Raw genomic sequence first — 18,708 nt, 5'->3', positions numbered from 1 at the left:
TTAAAGGAGGTTATCAAATGCAACATAAAGTCAAATTGACCGTCATTGATAAAAAGTTGTACCCTGAATTACAAGCACAATACTGTGCAGATCCCCATGCGGGTGCATGTCCTTTGCTATAATGTCGGGGATGAATTCATCTTTGAACGCTATGGGATTGCCGACGATATATCACGTTCCGCAAAGAAGCTTTCAGTATAGTAACCGACTTTCAGGTAGTCCTGTCCCATGCGGGACATATCTTTTGATAACGCCTCCTCCCATCACGGTGGCGTCACTGGGGTGTAAAATTGTCTCTCATTATTTTCTGACTTATGTGAAAATTTCAGTGGGGCTATGATAGAATAGGGCCATCAAGCTATGGGAGGAGCGCGGAGGGAATGGGACTTTTCAAGAAGAAAATCACCGACCAGCTTTACGCCGGGTCGCAGTTTTTCCAGAACGGCCGGGTGGCCGGTAAACCCAAGGACCGCCGGGACTTTTATGCGAAGGCCATTGAGGCAGCTCGGAAAAGCGACAATACAGCCGTCAGGAATGCGGACATAGAAAATTATATCTGCTTCCTGCTCACGGATACGGGCCCCAAGGCGGATCTCGGCCTTGTGCGGCGTCTCATCGCCCAGCAGGAACCAGAGGAGTTCCGGAGGGACATTTCCGCTTGGGTGGATGAGATGGAGCGCTTGGGTATAGGCAAGGTGGGCGACAGCCGCCAGGAGATGCAGGACTTCCTGCTGAAGGCCGCGGGAAACGGCAGTTTCGTTGCGGCGGACATAGGCTGGCGGGTCTACGGCACGAACAGGTACTCCCTGGGCACAAGGGGCGGCGAGTTTGAAAAGGCATTTATCGAGGCGGCCTTCTCGGGGTACGGCCCAGCCGCTGCCGTCTTCTTGGCCCGGGAAAAACAACGGGCGCAGAACGGCGACACGCCACACCAGCTTAAATTCTGGGATGAGTTCGTAAACGTCACCCTGGCGGGTTCCCGGCCCTTGCCTCCGCTGCCGGAGAGCCTTGGAAAACTGGATGAGGCACGGCGCCTGGACGAGAGCGTGGTGCAGGCTACCAAGGTAGCTCTAACAGAGGAGTGGGGCCAGATGCGCCGCCGCCGGGACCAATTGCTCTCACGGATATCGGAGCTGGAGGCATGCGCCCTCCGGGACGAGGGCCCCACCATGGACGAGGTCTTGGAGGAGATAAGCTGCTTTTGCGACTGGATACTGGTGCGGGAGGAGATGTACAGCTTTTCCCGGGAGAACAGGGGGATCACGCTGGAGGGCTCCGATGAGGAGAAGTTCAGCCACTTTGAGGGCATGGCCTGCCGGGCACCTCTGGAACCCTGGTCCCGACCGGATTATGGCCGGGAGGCGGAGACTCTTTTCCGCCGGGGCCGCTCCCTGGAACACCAGGCCCGCAGGTTCCCGGAGATAGTGCGGCTATACCGCCAGGCTGCGGAGTTGGGCCACGGAGAGGCCATGTACAGGCTGCACTCCATGGGATCCTTCTGGCCCGGCGCCACAAATGGTTGGGACAGCATCAAATACGACCCCGCCAAGTTCGGCTGGCCCATGGCCGGCAGTTGGCGGCACCCCATATGGAAGAGCGACGATATGGCCTGCGTGTTCCAACTGGCCCGGCAGGGAGATGTCGAGGGAATACGCCACATCTCCGAGATGCTCATCGACCTGCGGCAGAAGTATCGGGGCGATACCACCGGGATATACAAGGCCGTGGACTGGGAGTGCGAGACGATAATGGACCTGCAGATGGAGTACACCGGGTTACTGTCAGACATGGGTGACACGGAGGCCGCCTTCCACTTGGTGTGGCTGCATTTCTTATACGATTCCGAAAAGCTCCAACGCCGGTTCTGGGGCACCGCCCGGAACCGCTGCCAGAAGGAACTCTTCCGCCGGGGCGGCGGCTTGGGCTGTTACTTGGCCCCCTGCTACAACGATGTGTTCGGCATAGCCTCGGAGGACAGCCTGGCCGTGGCACGGAAGGCCGAGGAGATGGGCCTCACCGGCGCCGTGGAGGCGCTGCGGCTCCATTTCGAGTCCATAGAGCAGGCCGCCCGGGCAAACGAGGCCCAGCGCCAGGCCTACCAGCGCATGGCCATGGTGGAGGCCCGCGGAGAGGCTGTGGCCCAAGGTATGGACGAGTACAGAAGCAAGCTGGACTGGGCCGAGCGTGCCCACTCCTACGGCACCGGCGGCTCCGGCGTCACCCGCGAGGAGGCGCACATCTTAGGGGAGGTCTCCACAGAGCAGTACACTCGGGAACGCTTAATACGCAGTGAGCTTGAGGACAGCCAGCGAAGGAAATTGGAGGATGCGTTTGACTCCTCCCACGGCTTCAAGGATGACTAAGGGGCGCACTCATAATGATTAGATTAAAGCCGTCTCGACACCGGCTGTATTATGGAGGTAAACTATGGGACTTTTCAGAAGAAAGAAACCCACGAAAGAGGACGAAGGCTGGAAGTACTACAAAATGGCTTTGGATGAGAAAGGCCGCAACACAAGGCTGGAGCTGGAGTATACCCAAAAGGCCATAGAGCTGGGGGAAAGGCACGCTATGTGCCATCTGGCCTCCTACTATCTTGACCACTGCCCCACTGACAAGGAGAAGGTCCGGGAGGCAACCCAACTCATGGAGCAGGCTGAGTCCATGGGTGCGCTGCTCGAATGCCGGCGCATTGGCTACGCCTACGCCTTGCAGGGGCTTTACGATAAGGCATTCCCCCGCTATCTCAAAGGGGCCGAGGAGGGCGACTCCTTCTGCCAGTTCTGCACCGGCCTCTATTACAAAAACGGCCAGGGCGTGGAACAGGACTACGCCAAGGCCATCTACTGGTATGAGAAGGCCGTGGAGAATAAGGAGGTACTCGCTTTCAATAACCTGGGGCTGATGTACAAGGACGGCCTGGGTGTGGAGAAGGACAATGCCAAAGCCCTGGAGCTTTTGAAGATGGGTTCGGAGCTGGGGAATCACACGCCCAGCGGTAACCTGGCCTTTGACTACTACAAGGGTGAGGATCCCTGCCCGCAGGACTACGAGAAGGCCCGCCACTACGCAGAGCTGGGACTATCCCAAAGCAAGGGGAAGAACAAGAACTGCCGCTATGTGCTGGCCATGCTGGAGTGCGACGGCCTGGCAGGCATCCCCTGCAACCCATGCAGCGCCTACGACAAGGTCCAACAGCTGGCCCGGGAGGAATATAAGCCCGCCTTGGATGGAGGCGTGGGATACTGTCTCATAAAGCGCAGCGACTGGGTGAAGGCCCGCCGCCAAGAGGCACGGAACATGATGGCGGATCGCCCGGAGGAGGCCATCGCCATACTCCAGGAGTTGCGGGACTTGGGTTTCTGGCAGGTGGAGAAGGACATAGAGGCCTACGAGAACATGAAGGCCCGGGAACGGGCTCTGGAGCAGGACGATATGTACAAAAAGGCTCTGGAGGCAAACGATGTCAACGCCATACGCCAGGCCGCGGAGCATGGCTCCCCACTGGCCTGCGCTGATATGCTGGACCGTTACATGAAGGACCTGGAGCAGTCCGGCGGGAAGCCCGGCTGGGAGAGGGAGACAGGCCGGTACTTCCGCTACTGCAACACCTGCACAGAGATCCTTGGCGAGCAGCGTTTCACAGACATACGTGAGCGGCTCTCCCAGCGGGTGCTGGAGCACTGCCAGGAACTCTTGGACATGGAGGACGCCTGGAGCGCCTACATGCTGCTGAGCCAGCTGGACCAGCACAGCAGCGCCGACCTGATGCGCCTGCGTGTCAAGGCCGCGAGAGCACTGGACGATCCTGAACTGCTGATGCGCAGCCTGAAGGCCCTCTCCCTGTGCCAGGACGCCGGCGAGGATGAGCGGCGGGAAGCCGACAGCGAGCTCACGACGCTGAAGATGAAAAACGGGTAATCCTTGGAAACACCGCGTCATCGCGGTGGCATAAAGTCCCCGGCCGGAGGGAGGGTCCTCCGGCCGGGGATTCTTATTAGCATCTCTGTTTGTCAGTCGTTAAGTTAGTCAGTTTTTGATACTTCCTTATCGGCATTAACAAGATGAAGAGCGCCTTGTTGTTGCTTTATTATAGGAAGATGCTGCAACCATGTATTTAGCGATCTAAGTGTAGGAAAAATTTGTTTTATAAATCAATGGCACCCAGGTTCAGGGTTCGCTGATAAATGCGGCGCTGACGTGCCGTCTCCTGGGAGAGGCACTCCGCCTCCAAATCGTTTAGGGATTTTATGTGAATACCGGCCTCCTGCTGCTTAGAAGAAGAGAGCAGGCGGATTTCTTCTAATGGGATTCCGGAGAGATATTGAGAAATTTCATATTTCAAGCTTTCGAAACGGAAGGTCACAACGGCTTCTGTAATACGAAAGGTTTCCGCCAATTCCCCTTTGAAATGCACAAAGTCTTGCCAGGTTTGCAATTGCGAGAATCGCTCTTTGATGCGGGGCAAAAGGAAGCGCGCGGGGAGCAGAAGCTCGGCAGCCCCTTCGTTCGCCTGCCATTCCAGGAAGCGATCTTGGTTTGGACGGGCGCGCTCAAAACAGTTAAAGGACTTTGCCGGACCGTCGCGGTGGAGCGTGACATGGATCAGCTCATGGCCGCAGGTGAAATTGTTCTCGCGCCAGGAAAGGTTCCCGTTGAGCAGGATAATATCCGGCCCGCCATCTGTGGAGAGGCAGGAAATCCCCTTTAGCCCGGGTGTTTTGAAGGGAGGAAACCCAAGGGCGAGGTTTGGAAGATTTTCGCACAAGGAGATGAGGTCCAAAGGCCCGTTTTTCTCAGAAATATTGCATTGATGGCGTAAAATGCGGATAGATTGGTAAAGTTCCGCTTTTGTACAATGCCGGTTCATTTTTTTGAATGTTTCCTTTTTAGTTTCCGGATCATATCGATGGCAATGCGGATGTCGTCCGGATCGATGTTGTTTTCCTGCGCTTCGCGGGCAAAATTGAAATAAACGTTGTTGAGCTGCCCTTCCTGGGGAGGAATCTCCCAACCCATCAAATAATCCGGTGTTACCTGGAGGACGTTCGCCAAGCAAGCCACCTTGTCCGCATTCAGGCTGGAGATCTCCCCGCGCTCCCAGCGGGAGATGGTTGCAGCGCTGACACCAACCGCCTGCGCAACCTTTTCCAGCGTGAGTCCTAAATCTAGCCTTCGGCTCTTTATACGATCCTTCCATTCCATACCCATACCCCTCCTTTGAGAAAACGCCCTTGCACATTCTGTGTGAAATGGCGCCCCAAATACGTACGTTTGTTTTCTTAATTATGGCACAGCTTTTACGGATTTGCAATGATTATTCTAAATTTTATCGGTTTTGTCTTGCTTTCTTTGCCAATTTATGTAATAATAAGAACCGTTGGTAAAAGGCAAGGCTACCTATTCGTGTTCAGAGTGGAGTTTTTTGAGAGTTTGTTCGGAAAGACTTGACAGAGCCGAAAAGTGTATGTATAATAACTTTTATGTAATTGAGTTACTATTAACCCCTGCCTTTCGGCGGATGGGAGGGAAAATAAATGGCTGAAATCAGAATTAAGGACAATGAGTCCCTGGAAAGCGCGCTCAGAAGATTCAAGAAGCAGTGTGCAAGAGCGGGTGTCATTGCTGAAGTTCGCAAGAGAGAAGCTTATGAAAAGCCTTCTGTCAGGCGGAAGAAGAAGTCCGAAGCGGCCCGTAAGCGTAAGTACAGATAAGCGTTTACTGGAATGAATTTCACAAAAAGCGGGCTGTAAGCCCGCTTTTTTAACGTCCAAGGAAGTGTCTGCCCGATGCTTCTTTCCCAAGCGGAGGTGCCCGATGGCTTTGCTTTTGCCCACAGTTGCAGTAGAAACGCTTTTGGATGTCACGCCGGAGCTGCTGGCCTCGATGGGGGTGGATACCGTCCTTTTGGATGTGGACAATACTCTGGCTTATCACGGCTCCCAGGAACCTTTCCCAGGGACGGTCGAATGGACGCATGAACTGCGCAGCAGAGGTTTTCGTGTGATGATTCTATCCAATAATTTTGCAAAGCGTGTGGCGCCGTTCGCTGAAAAGTATGATTTGCCGTTTCTGTCCTTTTCCATCAAGCCGCTCCCCATCGCCTATTTCCGGGCGATCCATAAACTTGGGGCGCGCAGGGAAAAGGCGGTTGTGATCGGCGACCAGGTTTTTACCGATGTGGTGGGAGCGAACCTTTCCCGGATGAAATCCATATTGCTCACACCGCGCGGGGAGGAAAAAGGGTTTTCCATTCGCGTTCGCCGGACGCTGGAGCGGCCGGTTCGCCGGCGGATTGCACGGCAGTCGGAGAAAAAGGGGGGAGACGTATGAAACGGGTTCTGGTGATTTTGGGTCCAAACCTCAATATGGTAGGCGTTCGGGAGAAGGGCGTCTATGGGGATGAGACAGCGGAAAGCATCAATCTACAGATCTTGGAGCACGCCCAAAAATTGGGATATTCGTGCGAGATCTTCCAGTCCAACCATGAGGGGGACATCATTGATAAAATCCACGCATGCCGGGGAAACTATGACGGCGTGGTGCTGAACGCGGGCGCTCTGACCCATTACAGTTATGCCCTGCACGACGCAATTGCCTGTGTACGGATTCCGTTTGTGGAAACGCATATGTCCAATATCCACGCACGCGAGGAGTTCCGTCATAAATCGGTGATCGCGGATGTGTGCGCGGGGCAGATCTGCGGCTTCGGGAAGTTTAGCTATTTTTTGGCGCTGGATGCGCTTAAGAACCTGATGTAATCGGGGAAAGACGAAAAATATGTCTTGAAAAATAGCAGGAAATATTATACACTTAAAGATAGTAAATTAGTTATTGGAGGATATGGTCATGATATCTGCAGGAGATTTTCGAAATGGCGTGACGTTTGAGATGGATGGCAACGTAGTTTCCATCATCGAGTTTCAGCACGTGAAACCCGGCAAAGGCGCTGCTTTCGTCCGCACCAAGATTCGCAACGTCATCACAGGCGCCGTCACGGAAAAGACCTTCAACCCGAACGATAAATATCCAACCGCTTTTGTAGAGCGCAAGGACATGCAGTATCTGTATAGCGACGGAGACCTGTACTATTTCATGGATTCCGAGACCTTTGAGCAGATTCCGATCAACAAGAGCGTTTTGGGCGATAACTTCAAGTTTGTCAAGGAGAATATGGACTGCAAGGTTCTCTCCTATAAGGGCAACGTGTTTGGCGTAGAGCCGCCGAACTTTGTCGAGCTGGAAGTTGTCAAGACTGACCCGGGCTTCAAGGGCGACACCGCAACCAACGCGACAAAGCCGGCAACGCTGGAGACTGGCGCGGAGATCAAAGTCCCGCTCTTTATCAATGAGGGCGAGAAAATCCGCATCGACACCCGCACGGGTGAATATATGGAGCGCGCGTAACGCACAATACATTGGGACTCTTTTCAAGGAAGTGTCGGTTTCGATGCTTCCTTGTATGCACTTTTTTGCTTTTGGCCGCGAAAGCGGTGGGAAGAATTGATTTGATTGAAATTAAAGGAGGCACAAGTCATGACGAACACTGAGAAAGTTGCGTATATCCGCGGTTTGGCAGAGGGCCTGGAGCTCGACGACAGCAAGAAAGAGGTCAAAGTTCTCAACGCGATCATTGATTTACTGGACGATCTGGCGATGTCCCTGGCGGATCTGGAGGATGGCTATAGCGATATGGCAGACCAGCTCGACGCGGTTGACGAAGACTTGGGCTCGCTGGAAGATGATTTTTATGGAGACGATGAGGATGACGAGGACGATGAGGACACCTGTTATTATGAGGTAACGTGCCCGAATTGCCATGAAACGATCTGCCTCTCCGAGGATATCATCGAGGACGGTCAGATGGATTGCCCGAATTGTGGCGAGACGCTGGAGTTCGACATCGACGAGTGTGACGATGACGGATGCGATTGTGGCTGCGAGAGCTGCAACGAATAAAGCTTACATGTTGGAAAACGGCACCGTATCTGTTTAAGCAGGTACGGTGCTTTTTCAAATAGATTGCAATTCTTGAAAAGTTTTCCACAAATGCGCAGGATTGCAGATGCTTTTGTGGGACAAAAGGAGGAATTTTTCATGAAATGGATCAAACGGATTGCCGCTATGGCGTTGACGCTTTGTATGCTGGGTACAACTTTGACCGGTTGCGGGTCCCAGACGGAGGAAACTGCCAGCCAAGCGCCGGAGAGTACACCGGCTTCGTCTTCGGAGGCCTCTGAAGAGCCTTCCAGTACGCCGGCTGAAAAGATTACGATCAACATCGCCGCCCAGAAGGGCCCGACTGGACTCGGCATGGTCAAGCTGATGCAGGACAGCGAGGACGGCAGCACCGCCAATACGTATAATGTCACCATCGCTTCTTCCCCGGACGCCGCGGTCTCCATGATCTCCAGCGGGGAGGCGGATGTCGCAGCATTGCCGACCAATACGGCGGCGATCCTGTACAACAAGACCTCCGGAAACGTGCAGCTGGCGGCGCTCAATACCCTGGGCGTGCTCTACGTAGTGACAAACGGCGAGGAGGTCAACAGCATCGAAGATCTCCGCGGGAAGACGGTTTATTCGTCCGGGCAGGGCGCAACGCCGGAATATGCGGTGAATTACATCCTCTCGGAAAACGGGATGGAGCCTGGTACGGACGTCACGGTCGAATATAAGGCGGATCACAGCGAGCTGGCGGCCAGCATCCTTTCGGGCGATGCCAAGATTGCCGTTTTGCCCGAGCCGTTCGTGACGCAAGTGACCACCAAGGACCCGAATGTCAAGGTCGCGCTCAACCTCACCGACGAGTGGGACAAGGTTGCTGGCGATAAGAGCGTTTTGACCATGGGATGCCTGGCGGTCCGTAAGGATTTTGTGGAGCAGAACAAGGAGGCTTTTGACGCCTTCCTGGAAGAGTATAAAGCGTCTGTTGATTTCACCAATAGCCATGTGGAAGAGGCGGCCGAGCTCTCGGAGAAATACGACATCATGCCCGCTGCTGTGGCAGCAAAGGCCATCCCGAATTGCAACATCGTCTATATGGATGGGGACGAGATGAAGCAAAAAATGCCGGACTTCTTAAATATCCTGTATACAGCCAACCCCAAGTCCGTCGGAGGAGAATTGCCGGGTGAAGATTTTTACTATACCAAATAAGAGCAATTCCCCGAAGAGGAGCCGGGCGGCAGAATGGGGACGGAAGTGCTTGGCGGCCCTGTTTTGGCTGGCACTCTGGCAGGTTTTATATTTGGCCGTTCAACAGGAGATACTGATTGTATCTCCTGTTCGCGCATTCGGACGACTCTTGGAGCTCGCAGGGGAAGCGGAGTTTTGGATTACGGCATTCTCATCCATGCTGCGCATTGTTTCCGGCTTCCTGCTGGGGGTGGTGGCCGGTACCCTTTTGGCTGCATTGACGTCGGTGTCGCGCCTCTTGTACGATGTGTTCCACCCGATGATCAGCATCGTAAAGGCGACGCCGGTGGCATCCTTCATTCTGTTGGCGTTGGTTTGGATTGAATCCCCCTATGTGCCGGTCTTTACCGCATTTTTGATGGTGCTGCCCGTCGTCTGGGGGAACGTGTCCAATGGGATCGCCAAAACAGACCGCAACCTGCTGCAAATGGCGGAGGTCTATCAATTTGGGATTGCAAAAACCATCCGCCGCATCTACCTGCCGTCCATTATGCCGTATTTCACCGCCGCCTGCACAACCGGCATGGGGCTGGCCTGGAAAGCGGGCGTTGCCGCAGAGGTTCTTGCCAATACAAAGCGCTCCATCGGTGGCAATATCTACAATGCAAAGATTTACATCGAGACGGCCGACCTCTTTGCGTGGACGGCCGTGGTGATCGTCATCAGCGTCCTCCTGGAAAAGCTGATGATGCGCCTGATGAAAACCGTTGGGAAAAAATACAACCTTTCGTGAGGAAAATGCATGAAATTAACCATTCAAGATGCCTGTAAGTCCTATGAGGGGCGCCCGGTCCTGGAACAGCTTTGCCTGGCACTCCCGGGAAAGGGGACCGTTTGCCTGTTTGGGCCTTCGGGTTGTGGCAAGACCACGCTTTTCAATTGCATTGCCGGGCTGGAAAAGCTGGATTCCGGCGCGATTTTGGGGATGGAGGGACGCAGAGTCGCGTATATGTTCCAGGAGGACCGCCTGTTGCCCTGGATCAATGCACGCGAGAATGTGGAAGTGGTCCTGCGCCATGCGGATGAAAAACAGGCCCAAAAATGGTTGGAGGCGGTCGGCCTGGGGGAGGACGGCGACAAGCGCCCGTCGGAGTTGAGCGGCGGCATGCGGCAGCGCGTTGCGCTTGCCCGTGCGCTGGCGTTCGGCGGCGATGTGATCCTCTTGGACGAGCCCTTCCGCGCGCTAGACCCAAAGACGCGCCTGCGCATGGAGGCGTTGGTGCAGGAGCACAGCCGGGAGGCGCTCAAGCTTTTGGTGACGCACGACCGGGAGGAGGCGCAGTTCCTGGCGGACCAGATCCTCTATTTAGAGGGGCCACCCCTGCGGATTGTGCGAAGGGAATTTCCGTCTGACCGGCGGAACGACGCATGAGACCGGTTCCATTTTGTTGAGATTTGGAAGAAGATGTTCCTTTTATCGGAAAACTATGCTATAATCGAAAACAGACCCTTTTGAGAAGATGGGCCGGCAGCTGTCATCTGGCAAAGTACGGATTTAATAAAGATACGGCGCTACAACGCTGTGGATCACTCTATTGTGGGGGAATGGTAATGAGACAAAAGAGGGCCAATATTTGGTCAGCCCTGCCTCAGGTGCTTTTTGACATCGTTTGGGTGTATTTCAGCTATTGGATTGCTCTGATGCTTCGGTTTGATGGAAAGGTCCCGTGGTGGGAATTTGAGTATTTTCAAATACAGATCCCGTGGGCAACCTGTATCTGCCTGGTGGTCTTTTTTCTATGCCGGTTTTATACGACCATGTGGCAATTTGCCAGCCTCGATGAATTGATACAGATTTTCTTCGGGGTGTCCATCTCAAGCGTTTTGATTGCAGTGATGGGATTTACTATGGCGAGTCCCGTATTTCATACGAACCGCCTGCCGATCCCCGTATATTTGATGGGATGGGCGTTGATGTTCCTGTTTGTGGGCGGTTCGCGCTTCTCCATCCGCCTGTGGCACCGCCGCAAGCGCAGGCTCTCCCAGCAGGATAGCGAGGAGTTCCACCGCGTGATGGTGGTGGGCGCCGGGGAAATGGGCTCCATGGTTATCAAGGACATGAAAACCGCACCGGAGAGCAAAGGCATTCCCGTTGTGGCGATCGACGACGATAAGAGCAAGCGCGGGACGCGCATTCACGGCGTGAAAGTGGCGGGCGGCCGGGAGAGTATCCCCCGCATGGCCGGACGCTACAACGTAGACCAGATTGTTTTGGCGATTGCCTCTGCGAAAAAAGAGGACCGTCAGGACATTTTGAGCATCTGCGCAAAGACCGGCTGTAAGCTGAAAACCGTCCCGGCGCTTTATGAGATATTGGAAGGCGATATGGAACACCCGGCGGTGCGCGATGTGGATATTCTCGATCTTTTGGGCCGCGACGAAGTTGACCTCAATGTGGAGGAGATCAGCGGTTATTTGAAGAACAAGACGGTGCTGGTCACGGGCGGCGGCGGTTCCATCGGTTCCGAGCTTTGCCGCCAGATTGCGCATTTCCACCCAAAGCGCCTGATTATCTTTGACATCTATGAGAACAATGCCTATGACCTCCAGAACGAGCTTCTGATGAAATTCCCGAACTTAAATTTGGAGGTATTGATCGGTTCCGTGCGCGACCGTGCGCGTGTCGAGCATGTCTTTGAAGTGTGCCGGCCCGATGTGGTCTTCCACGCCGCTGCGCACAAGCATGTTCCCCTGATGGAACTCAGTCCGGGCGAGGCGGTCAAGAACAACGTGTTCGGGACGCTCAACGTGGCGCAGGCCTGCGATAAGTACGGCGTGAAGCGCATGGTGATGATCTCCACGGACAAGGCGGTCAACCCCACCAATATCATGGGGGCTACCAAGCGCATCTGTGAGCTGATTATCCAATATTGCAGCCGCCACAGCAAGAACACAGATTATATGGCGGTTCGCTTCGGCAATGTCTTGGGAAGCAACGGAAGCGTGATCCCGCTGTTTAAGCGCCAGATTGCGGCCGGGGGTCCGGTGACGGTCACGCATCCGGATATTATCCGCTATTTCATGACGATCCCGGAGGCGGCCCGCTTGGTGATTCAGGCCGGCGGCATGGCCCACGGCGGGGAGATCTTTATTCTCGATATGGGCGAGCCGGTCAAGATCGTGGATTTGGCGCGCAACTTGATCCGCCTTTCCGGGCTGGAGCCGGATGTGGACATTAAAATCAAATATACCGGCCTGCGTCCGGGCGAAAAGCTCTATGAAGAGCTTTTGCTGGATAGCGAGGGCGGTTGCCAGAAGACGTCGCACCAATTGATTTATATTGGAAAGCCCATTCCCTTTGATGAGGAGACTTTCTTGGCAGATCTGGAAAGCCTGCGCAAAGTTGCCGGGGTGGACAATGTAAAAATGGTCGAGCTGGTACACCGGCTGGTGCCCACCTATACCGGCCATGCCGAGCGGAGCGATGCGCTGGCAGCCGAATAAAATAATTTCTAACAAAATTGAAAGAATTTGGATGCCTCCCTTGTATTATGGATATACGGGGAGGCATTTTTTGTAAGGATTTCCTTTTTATAAATCCATGGATTTTCCTTGAATTCTATTCCATCATCGCCTATAATAGACATCATGGGAGAGAATTCTAAAGGTTATGCCTAAAATTTGCCCATATTTTGAGCTTTACATAGGAAATCGAGACAAATGTTTCCCAAGGACCGAGAAATCCATCAGAAAAGGAGCGTACGCACGTGAAAAAATGGAGAAAGACCGCGGCGGCTGTGCTTGCAGCAGCGATGTTATGCACGACCGCCGCTTGTTCCGGTTCCCCACAGCAGGTGGAGGATTCCATTGTGACAAGCAGTTCTGTCAGCAGCGAGACGGCATCGGAGAGTAGTTCTTCTGCGCTGACAGAGCCAGAAAGCGCCCAGGAGCCGGAAAGCAGCCAAATCGCCCAGGCTACGGAGGAAGATTCCTCCGCGCAGGCCCCCGCAGCACCAGAGGATTCGCAGCCGCCCGTAGAGACAGAAAGCAGCGAATCTGCGCTGACGGAGGGGACGGTCAGCAGCCCTTCCTACAATGAACCGGCAGCGGCAACCCCGGTTGTTCAGGAAGAGGAAATGCGTGCGGTATGGGTTCCATTTCTCAGCCTGGATATGACCAAGGAAACGGATAAGAGCTATACGGCTTTCCAGAAGAAATTCAACGACATTATTGCCAAGGCGAAGGCCAGCGGCGCGAATACGTTGGTCGTGCATGTACGTTCCCATGGCGACGCCTATTATCCCTCCAGTTATTATCCGTGGACCCATTTCCTCAGTGGGACACAGGGGGTAGGCCCGGGTTATGACCCGTTGGCGTATATGGTTTCCGCCACCCATCAGGCGGGGTTGAAGTTCCACGCGTGGTTTAACCCGCTGCGCATCAAAGCGGGCAACTACCCGCCGGTGGTCGCTTCCAATAGCCCGTACAATCTTTGGAAGAGCGACCCGACCAAGGCAAACTGGACCTTCACGCACAATGGCTCCATTTATATGAATCCCGGCTATTCTGGGGTGCGCGATTATATTGTAAACGGGATTAAGGAAGTCGTTCAAAAATACGATGTAGATGGCGTACAGTTTGACGATTATTTTTATCCGTTTAATGTGAATTCTACGGACGTCACGCTGGACCAAGCCGCCTATCAGCAGAGCGGTTCCACGCTGTCGATCGGTGCGTGGCGGACGCAGAACATCAATAGCCTGGTTTCCTCCGTCTATAAGATGATTAAGGAGACCAAACCCAATGTTGTCTTTGGGATCTCCCCGCAGGGGAATATCACCAACGATCTCAACGCGGGCGCAGATGTCTACACCTGGTGCAGCCAGCCCGGTTACATCGATTATATCTGCCCGCAGATTTATTGGACGTACGACCATCCGACCGCGCCGTTTGAGACGCTGGCCAAAAAGTGGAAGAGCCTCGTGACAGCGGACAATGTGAAAATGTACATAGGCTTGGCGCTGTATAAGGCGGGAACGGATTCCAATGGATGGGAAAAGGCAGATAATATTATCGCCCAGCAGATTCAGACCACGCGCAGCTTGGACTGCGATGGGTTTATGCTCTATTCGTGGGCATATCTGGACAATCCACAGACGGCAAAAGAGATGGCAAATGTGAAAAAACTCCTGAACGGTTAAAGCTCAGAGGTAGGGAAAACGGCCCGTCTACAGGAAACCCCTGTCGGCGGGCCTTATGAATTTATAAATCATTACAGTCTTTTTACAAATAGAGCAATTTGTGGAAGTATATGATATAATGGCCTCACAGTACGGCCCAAATGGAGAAATTCCGTGCTTTTTATCGAGCGGTTGGCCATTGCGGAAACTCCTGAAAAAGTAGGAAATATTCTGGCGGGACCGGCGGGAATCCGGCGGTTTCGCGCATGGGGAGAGATACATGAGCCTAATCAATGTAAAAGACATTCGTAAGGTTTACCGGGTGGACGAGGAAAAAATTGTCGCGCTCGGGCGGATCAATTTGCGGATTGAACAGGGCGAAATCTGTTGTATTTTGGGTACGTCCGGTTCGGGAAAATCCACGTTGTTGAATATCATGGCGGGATTGGAAAAGCCCACAAAGGGCAGCGTCTTTATTGCGGGCAAAAACGTCACCCAGTTTACAGAAAAGCAATGGGCACTGTTCCGCCAGCGAAACATCGGCTTTGTGTTCCAGTCTTACAATTTGATGCCCACGCAGACAGCGATTGAGAACGTCGCTATGCCGTTGATGTTTAAAGGCATCAACAAACGGACGAGGACCAAGGAAGCGGTCCATATGCTGAAAGCTGTGGGTTTGGGCAGCCGGATGATGCACCGCCCTACGCAGATGAGCGGCGGCCAACAGCAGCGCGTCGGCATTGCAAGGGCGTTCGTGGCAAAGCCAAAGATTGTTTTTGCCGACGAACCGACCGGGAATTTGGACAGCAAGACAAGCCGCGGCGTTATGGAAATTATGGTACGCATGGCGAAAATACATCATGAAACCTTGATTATCGTGACGCACGACGTCAATATTGCGAAATATGCCGACCGGATCATCAATTTGCACGATGGAAGCATCATCAGTGACGAGCCGAACCAATCTATTGTCTCCTTGGATGAGGAGAAAAAAGAACCGGCTTCTGCGGCCGTGAATGAATAAGGGGGAGCTTTATGAACAGGTTTGTAAAACAGGGGATTTCGCTGTTTACTATGCTAGTGCTGCTTTCCGCCATGCTGGCGTCCGCGGCGCCTGTTTTTGCAGCAGATGAAGAGTATGAACCCGATCCGGTGGTTTATAGCGATAAGCAGACGGTAAGCAAAAACACGCCCTTTGAGGCTACGTTCGTCTTTGACCACTCGAATTATTCTTCGTCGGCCAGGGTTGAAGAGATCGAAATCGACGTCAGTAGCGTCACCAGTGCCATTTCTTTGGGAAAAAAGAGCTACACAACGGATAAGAACGAAATCCTTTGGACAAACGACACCGACATTGAACTGCCGACTTCATCCGATGACGACGGCACAACAAGGGTGGATTTTGGCTATCAGTTGACAATCCCTGAGAAATATATGAAGCGTGTCAACGACAAGGCAGGTACGTTGCGCTTTAAAATTTCTTATTACGATAAAAATGGAAGCCGGATCAATTCCTTTACCGTTCAGAAGACGATTTTTGACCCGGTTGGCGACGGGACGAGTTCCGATGAGGAGGAAGAGGAGGATAAGCCCATCCTGACGGTGACGTCTTATTCCACCGACCCGGCCAGCGGGATTAAAGAGGGCGACGCCTTTAACCTCAAGGTCACAGTGAAAAACAACAGCAGTGTGGCTTGCAACAACATCGTAGCGGCGTTCGACAATGCGAATGCTCCGGAAATCACCATGCGTGGTGCGATGGACACGTTATATATCGATTCGTTGCCCGCACAAGCCACTGCAACATTAACCTATCCGCTGGTCTGTGAAGCCAAAATGGAGTCAAAGAGTTATCCCCTTTCCATTAAATTTACTTCCAGCGATCTTGCGGCAGATGCCAGCGTTGCTCCCCGCATGTTTATTCCGGTGACGGGGACAAAGGTCAGCACAGAGGAAGAAGCGAGCTCGAATTCCAGCGTCCCACAGATCATTATTGAGAGCTACGACTACGGCGGGATGGCAGTGACAGGCGGAACGGAATTCATGCTGACAATGAATTTCCGCAATACGAGCCCGGATATCGCCATCGAAAATCTGAAGATGACCGTCTCTTCCGCGCCGGATGGCGATGAGGGTGTCGTCGCGTTTACGCCATCCCGCTCTTCGAACACATTCTTCATCCAGAATGTGAAGGGTGGCGGCAGTTTCCAGGAACAGATCGCCCTCTATCCGAAGGTGGACGCAGCGCCAAAGTCTTACGGTGTGACGGTCGACTATACATATGAAGCAGTGGTGGACGGGGTCCGCAAAGCGGACCTAAAGGGGACGGAGACGATCTCCATCCCGTTGACACAGCCCGACCGTTTTGAGATCAACCAGGTGGATCTCTTTGGGCCGATCTATATGGGGGACCAGGGGCAGCTCAGCATCAGCTATGTCAACAAAGGGAAAAGTACGATTTTTAACTTGGCGGTCGATCTGGAGGGGAACTTCACTTCCGAGGATATGTCCACTTATATTGGCAATGTGAATTCCGGAACAGGCGATTCGTTTGAGGCTTCGCTCATGCCGATGGATGTGGGAACCATGGCCGGTACCGCGACCTTCACTTATGAAGACGCCAACGGCGAAACCAAGGAGATCAAAAAAGAATTCTCCTGCGACGTGATTCCACTGCCTGCCGATATGGGAGGGGTGGTTCCAGAAGGGGATATCCCAGTCGATGGGGACCCTTCGGCAACGGCGGGCCCTCCCACCTGGGCGATTGGCCTGACGGTTGGCGGCGGAGCGCTTCTTCTGATTGTCATCCTCGTCTTTATCCGCAAGAAGCTGAAGGCAAGGAAACTCCGGATGCTGGAAGCGGAGGACGACTACGACGATGATCCTTTGGATGGCAGTAAATGACCGTACAGCAACAGAATGCCTCACCATTGAGAAAGGAGGGGCCTCGCCTTGAAATGGAAAGATATGATCGGCATGAGCTTGAGCAATTTGTTCAAGCGTAAAGTGCGTACTTTGCTGACGGTTGCCGGCGTCATTATCGGCACATGCGCGATCGTTGTAATGGTTTCCTTTGGCATCGGTATCAATGAGAGCATGAATACCATGATGGAGGGGATGGGCGACCTGACAATCGTCCAGATCAACAACTATAACCAGACGCCGGAGTCTACCCCCCTCGACGATGACATGATTGCAAAAATTGAAGCGATTCCCCATGTGGTAGCTGTCACGCCGGTGTATACGCTGGATTGGAATGCAGTAACGATCAACAGCGGAAAGTATGCCTATCAGGGGCAGATCTATGGCGTCAATATGAAATCCCTCGCAGATTTTGGTTATACGGTACAGGAGGGTTCGCTGCCCGGCGATGACTTTGAAGAGAATATGATTTTGTTTGGGTGGTCGGCGCTATATAACTTCTACAATACGAAGAAGACCAGCAACAATATGATTTTTGCCCAGCCCGATGCGACCGGAACCATTCCAGACCCTTATGTGGATCCTATGAAGGACGAGTTGGAATTGGTCATCAACGAGATGCAGGGCAACCTGGATGAGGGGACGAGCACGACCACTGCGAGTAAAAAGCAGAAACCGATCGAACTCAAATGCATCGGTGTGATGGGCGACGACTGGAGCCGGAATCCACCGCCGGGATATGCGGTGTTTATGGATGTCAGCTTTGCGAAAAAGCTGCAGGAACAGTACAATAAGATTAATGATGTTGATACGACAAACACGAAATCCAGCTATGATAATGTAAGCGTAAAGGCTGAGAGTGTGGAGTATGTTGCAGAAGTTGAAGAGGCTATCCAGGCATTGGGTTTTGCAGATACCTATAGCATGGAAAGTATCCGCAAACCTTTGGAACAGCAAATGAGCACCATCCAGATGATTTTGGGTGGTTTGGGTGCCATCTCTCTGCTTGTAGCGGCATTAGGTATCACCAATACCATGATTATGTCTATCTATGAACGCACAAGAGAAATTGGCGTGATGAAGGTTCTGGGATGCGTGGTTGGGAATATCCGCACCATGTTCCTAGTGGAGGCCGGTACAATCGGCTTTATGGGGGGCATCCTGGGATTGGCGTTTAGCTATGGCATATCGTTTGCAATCAACTCCTTCGCGGCTGCGGGGAATAGTATTTCTTTGGGCGGGATCGTTGGCGTTGGGGTCACTGGTTCCAATGTATCCATTATCCCCGTTTGGTTAGCGTTTGGCGCGCTGGTGTTTGCCACGATGATCGGTTTGATCTCTGGATTTTACCCAGCCAACCGCGCTGTAAAAATCAGTGCGTTGACGGCGATTAAGCAGGAATAATTTCACAGCATGATTTACACGAAAAGCGGACGCAGTTTTGTTGACTGCGTCCGCTTTTTGCATG

Annotated in this window: 17 protein-coding genes; 15 read left to right on the top strand and 2 right to left on the bottom strand. The window is 53.3% G+C overall.

The window, feature by feature from the left end; translation table 11 throughout:
• Positions 1-380 precede the first annotated feature (380 nt).
• Complete coding sequence (locus tag B5F54_RS01110) at positions 381-2,363, top strand: hypothetical protein (protein WP_087229272.1); 1,983 nt, start codon at positions 381-383, stop codon at positions 2,361-2,363.
• A 64-nt stretch (positions 2,364-2,427) separates the two neighbouring features.
• The gene (locus B5F54_RS01105) at positions 2,428-3,921 is read left to right on the top strand and encodes a tetratricopeptide repeat protein (protein ID WP_087229269.1); all 1,494 of its coding nucleotides are present in this window, start codon (positions 2,428-2,430) and stop codon (positions 3,919-3,921) included.
• 226 nt (positions 3,922-4,147) lie between these two features.
• On the opposite strand, the gene B5F54_RS01100 is transcribed toward B5F54_RS01105, so the two are convergent.
• Positions 4,148-4,870 (bottom strand): ImmA/IrrE family metallo-endopeptidase, encoded by a 723-nt coding sequence (locus B5F54_RS01100; protein ID WP_087229266.1) that lies wholly within the window; start codon positions 4,868-4,870, stop codon positions 4,148-4,150.
• A complete protein-coding gene (locus B5F54_RS01095; protein ID WP_172749491.1) occupies positions 4,867-5,205 on the bottom strand; it encodes a helix-turn-helix domain-containing protein in 339 nt (112 codons plus the stop codon). The genes B5F54_RS01100 and B5F54_RS01095 overlap by 4 nt, the downstream gene beginning before the upstream one ends.
• Before the next feature lie 332 nt (positions 5,206-5,537).
• Here B5F54_RS01095 and rpsU point away from each other — a divergent pair, with 332 nt between their 5' ends.
• From rpsU to B5F54_RS01030, 13 genes are all read left to right on the top strand, one after another.
• Entirely contained in the window at positions 5,538-5,714 is a 177-nt protein-coding gene (rpsU, locus tag B5F54_RS01090) for a 30S ribosomal protein S21 (protein WP_054324066.1), read from the top strand.
• 103 nt (positions 5,715-5,817) lie between these two features.
• On the top strand, positions 5,818-6,333 hold the full coding sequence (locus B5F54_RS01085) for a YqeG family HAD IIIA-type phosphatase (RefSeq protein WP_087229260.1): 516 nt from the start codon (positions 5,818-5,820) through the stop codon (positions 6,331-6,333).
• Complete coding sequence (gene aroQ, locus B5F54_RS01080; RefSeq protein WP_087229258.1) at positions 6,330-6,761, top strand: type II 3-dehydroquinate dehydratase; 432 nt, start codon at positions 6,330-6,332, stop codon at positions 6,759-6,761. The genes B5F54_RS01085 and aroQ overlap by 4 nt, the downstream gene beginning before the upstream one ends.
• A gap of 88 nt (positions 6,762-6,849) precedes the next feature.
• Positions 6,850-7,407 (top strand): elongation factor P, encoded by a 558-nt coding sequence (gene efp / locus B5F54_RS01075; protein ID WP_087229254.1) that lies wholly within the window; start codon positions 6,850-6,852, stop codon positions 7,405-7,407.
• A gap of 129 nt (positions 7,408-7,536) precedes the next feature.
• Positions 7,537-7,959, top strand: coding sequence for a CD1247 N-terminal domain-containing protein (locus B5F54_RS01070; protein ID WP_087229251.1), 423 nt, complete (start codon positions 7,537-7,539; stop codon positions 7,957-7,959).
• Between the two features lie 138 nt (positions 7,960-8,097).
• Positions 8,098-9,159 (top strand): ABC transporter substrate-binding protein, encoded by a 1,062-nt coding sequence (locus B5F54_RS01065; RefSeq protein ID WP_087229248.1) that lies wholly within the window; start codon positions 8,098-8,100, stop codon positions 9,157-9,159.
• Positions 9,134-9,931 (top strand): ABC transporter permease, encoded by a 798-nt coding sequence (locus B5F54_RS01060; RefSeq protein WP_242969603.1) that lies wholly within the window; start codon positions 9,134-9,136, stop codon positions 9,929-9,931. The genes B5F54_RS01065 and B5F54_RS01060 overlap by 26 nt, the downstream gene beginning before the upstream one ends.
• A 9-nt stretch (positions 9,932-9,940) precedes the next feature.
• Positions 9,941-10,570 (top strand): ABC transporter ATP-binding protein, encoded by a 630-nt coding sequence (locus tag B5F54_RS01055; protein WP_087229242.1) that lies wholly within the window; start codon positions 9,941-9,943, stop codon positions 10,568-10,570.
• A 179-nt stretch (positions 10,571-10,749) separates the two neighbouring features.
• On the top strand, positions 10,750-12,642 hold the full coding sequence (locus B5F54_RS01050; RefSeq protein ID WP_087229239.1) for a nucleoside-diphosphate sugar epimerase/dehydratase: 1,893 nt from the start codon (positions 10,750-10,752) through the stop codon (positions 12,640-12,642).
• Between the two features lie 263 nt (positions 12,643-12,905).
• Positions 12,906-14,339 carry a glycoside hydrolase family 10 protein gene (locus B5F54_RS01045; RefSeq protein WP_087229236.1) on the top strand — a complete coding sequence of 478 codons (1,434 nt, stop codon included), beginning with the start codon at positions 12,906-12,908 and terminating at the stop codon, positions 14,337-14,339.
• Between the two features lie 259 nt (positions 14,340-14,598).
• Positions 14,599-15,342 carry an ABC transporter ATP-binding protein gene (locus B5F54_RS01040; RefSeq protein ID WP_087229233.1) on the top strand — a complete coding sequence of 248 codons (744 nt, stop codon included), beginning with the start codon at positions 14,599-14,601 and terminating at the stop codon, positions 15,340-15,342.
• A gap of 11 nt (positions 15,343-15,353) precedes the next feature.
• Entirely contained in the window at positions 15,354-17,222 is a 1,869-nt protein-coding gene (locus B5F54_RS01035; protein WP_087229230.1) for a COG1361 S-layer family protein, read from the top strand.
• A gap of 48 nt (positions 17,223-17,270) precedes the next feature.
• A complete protein-coding gene (locus B5F54_RS01030; RefSeq protein WP_087229227.1) occupies positions 17,271-18,644 on the top strand; it encodes an ABC transporter permease in 1,374 nt (457 codons plus the stop codon).
• The last annotated feature ends 64 nt before the right edge of the window (positions 18,645-18,708 follow it).

Origin of the sequence: Anaeromassilibacillus sp. An250, assembly GCF_002159845.1 — a bacterium.
GTDB classification, from domain to species: Bacteria; Bacillota; Clostridia; order Oscillospirales; family Acutalibacteraceae; genus Anaeromassilibacillus; species Anaeromassilibacillus stercoravium.
The sequence above is the reverse complement of the archived record's forward strand: the minus strand, read 5'-3'. Positions and strand labels throughout refer to the sequence as shown.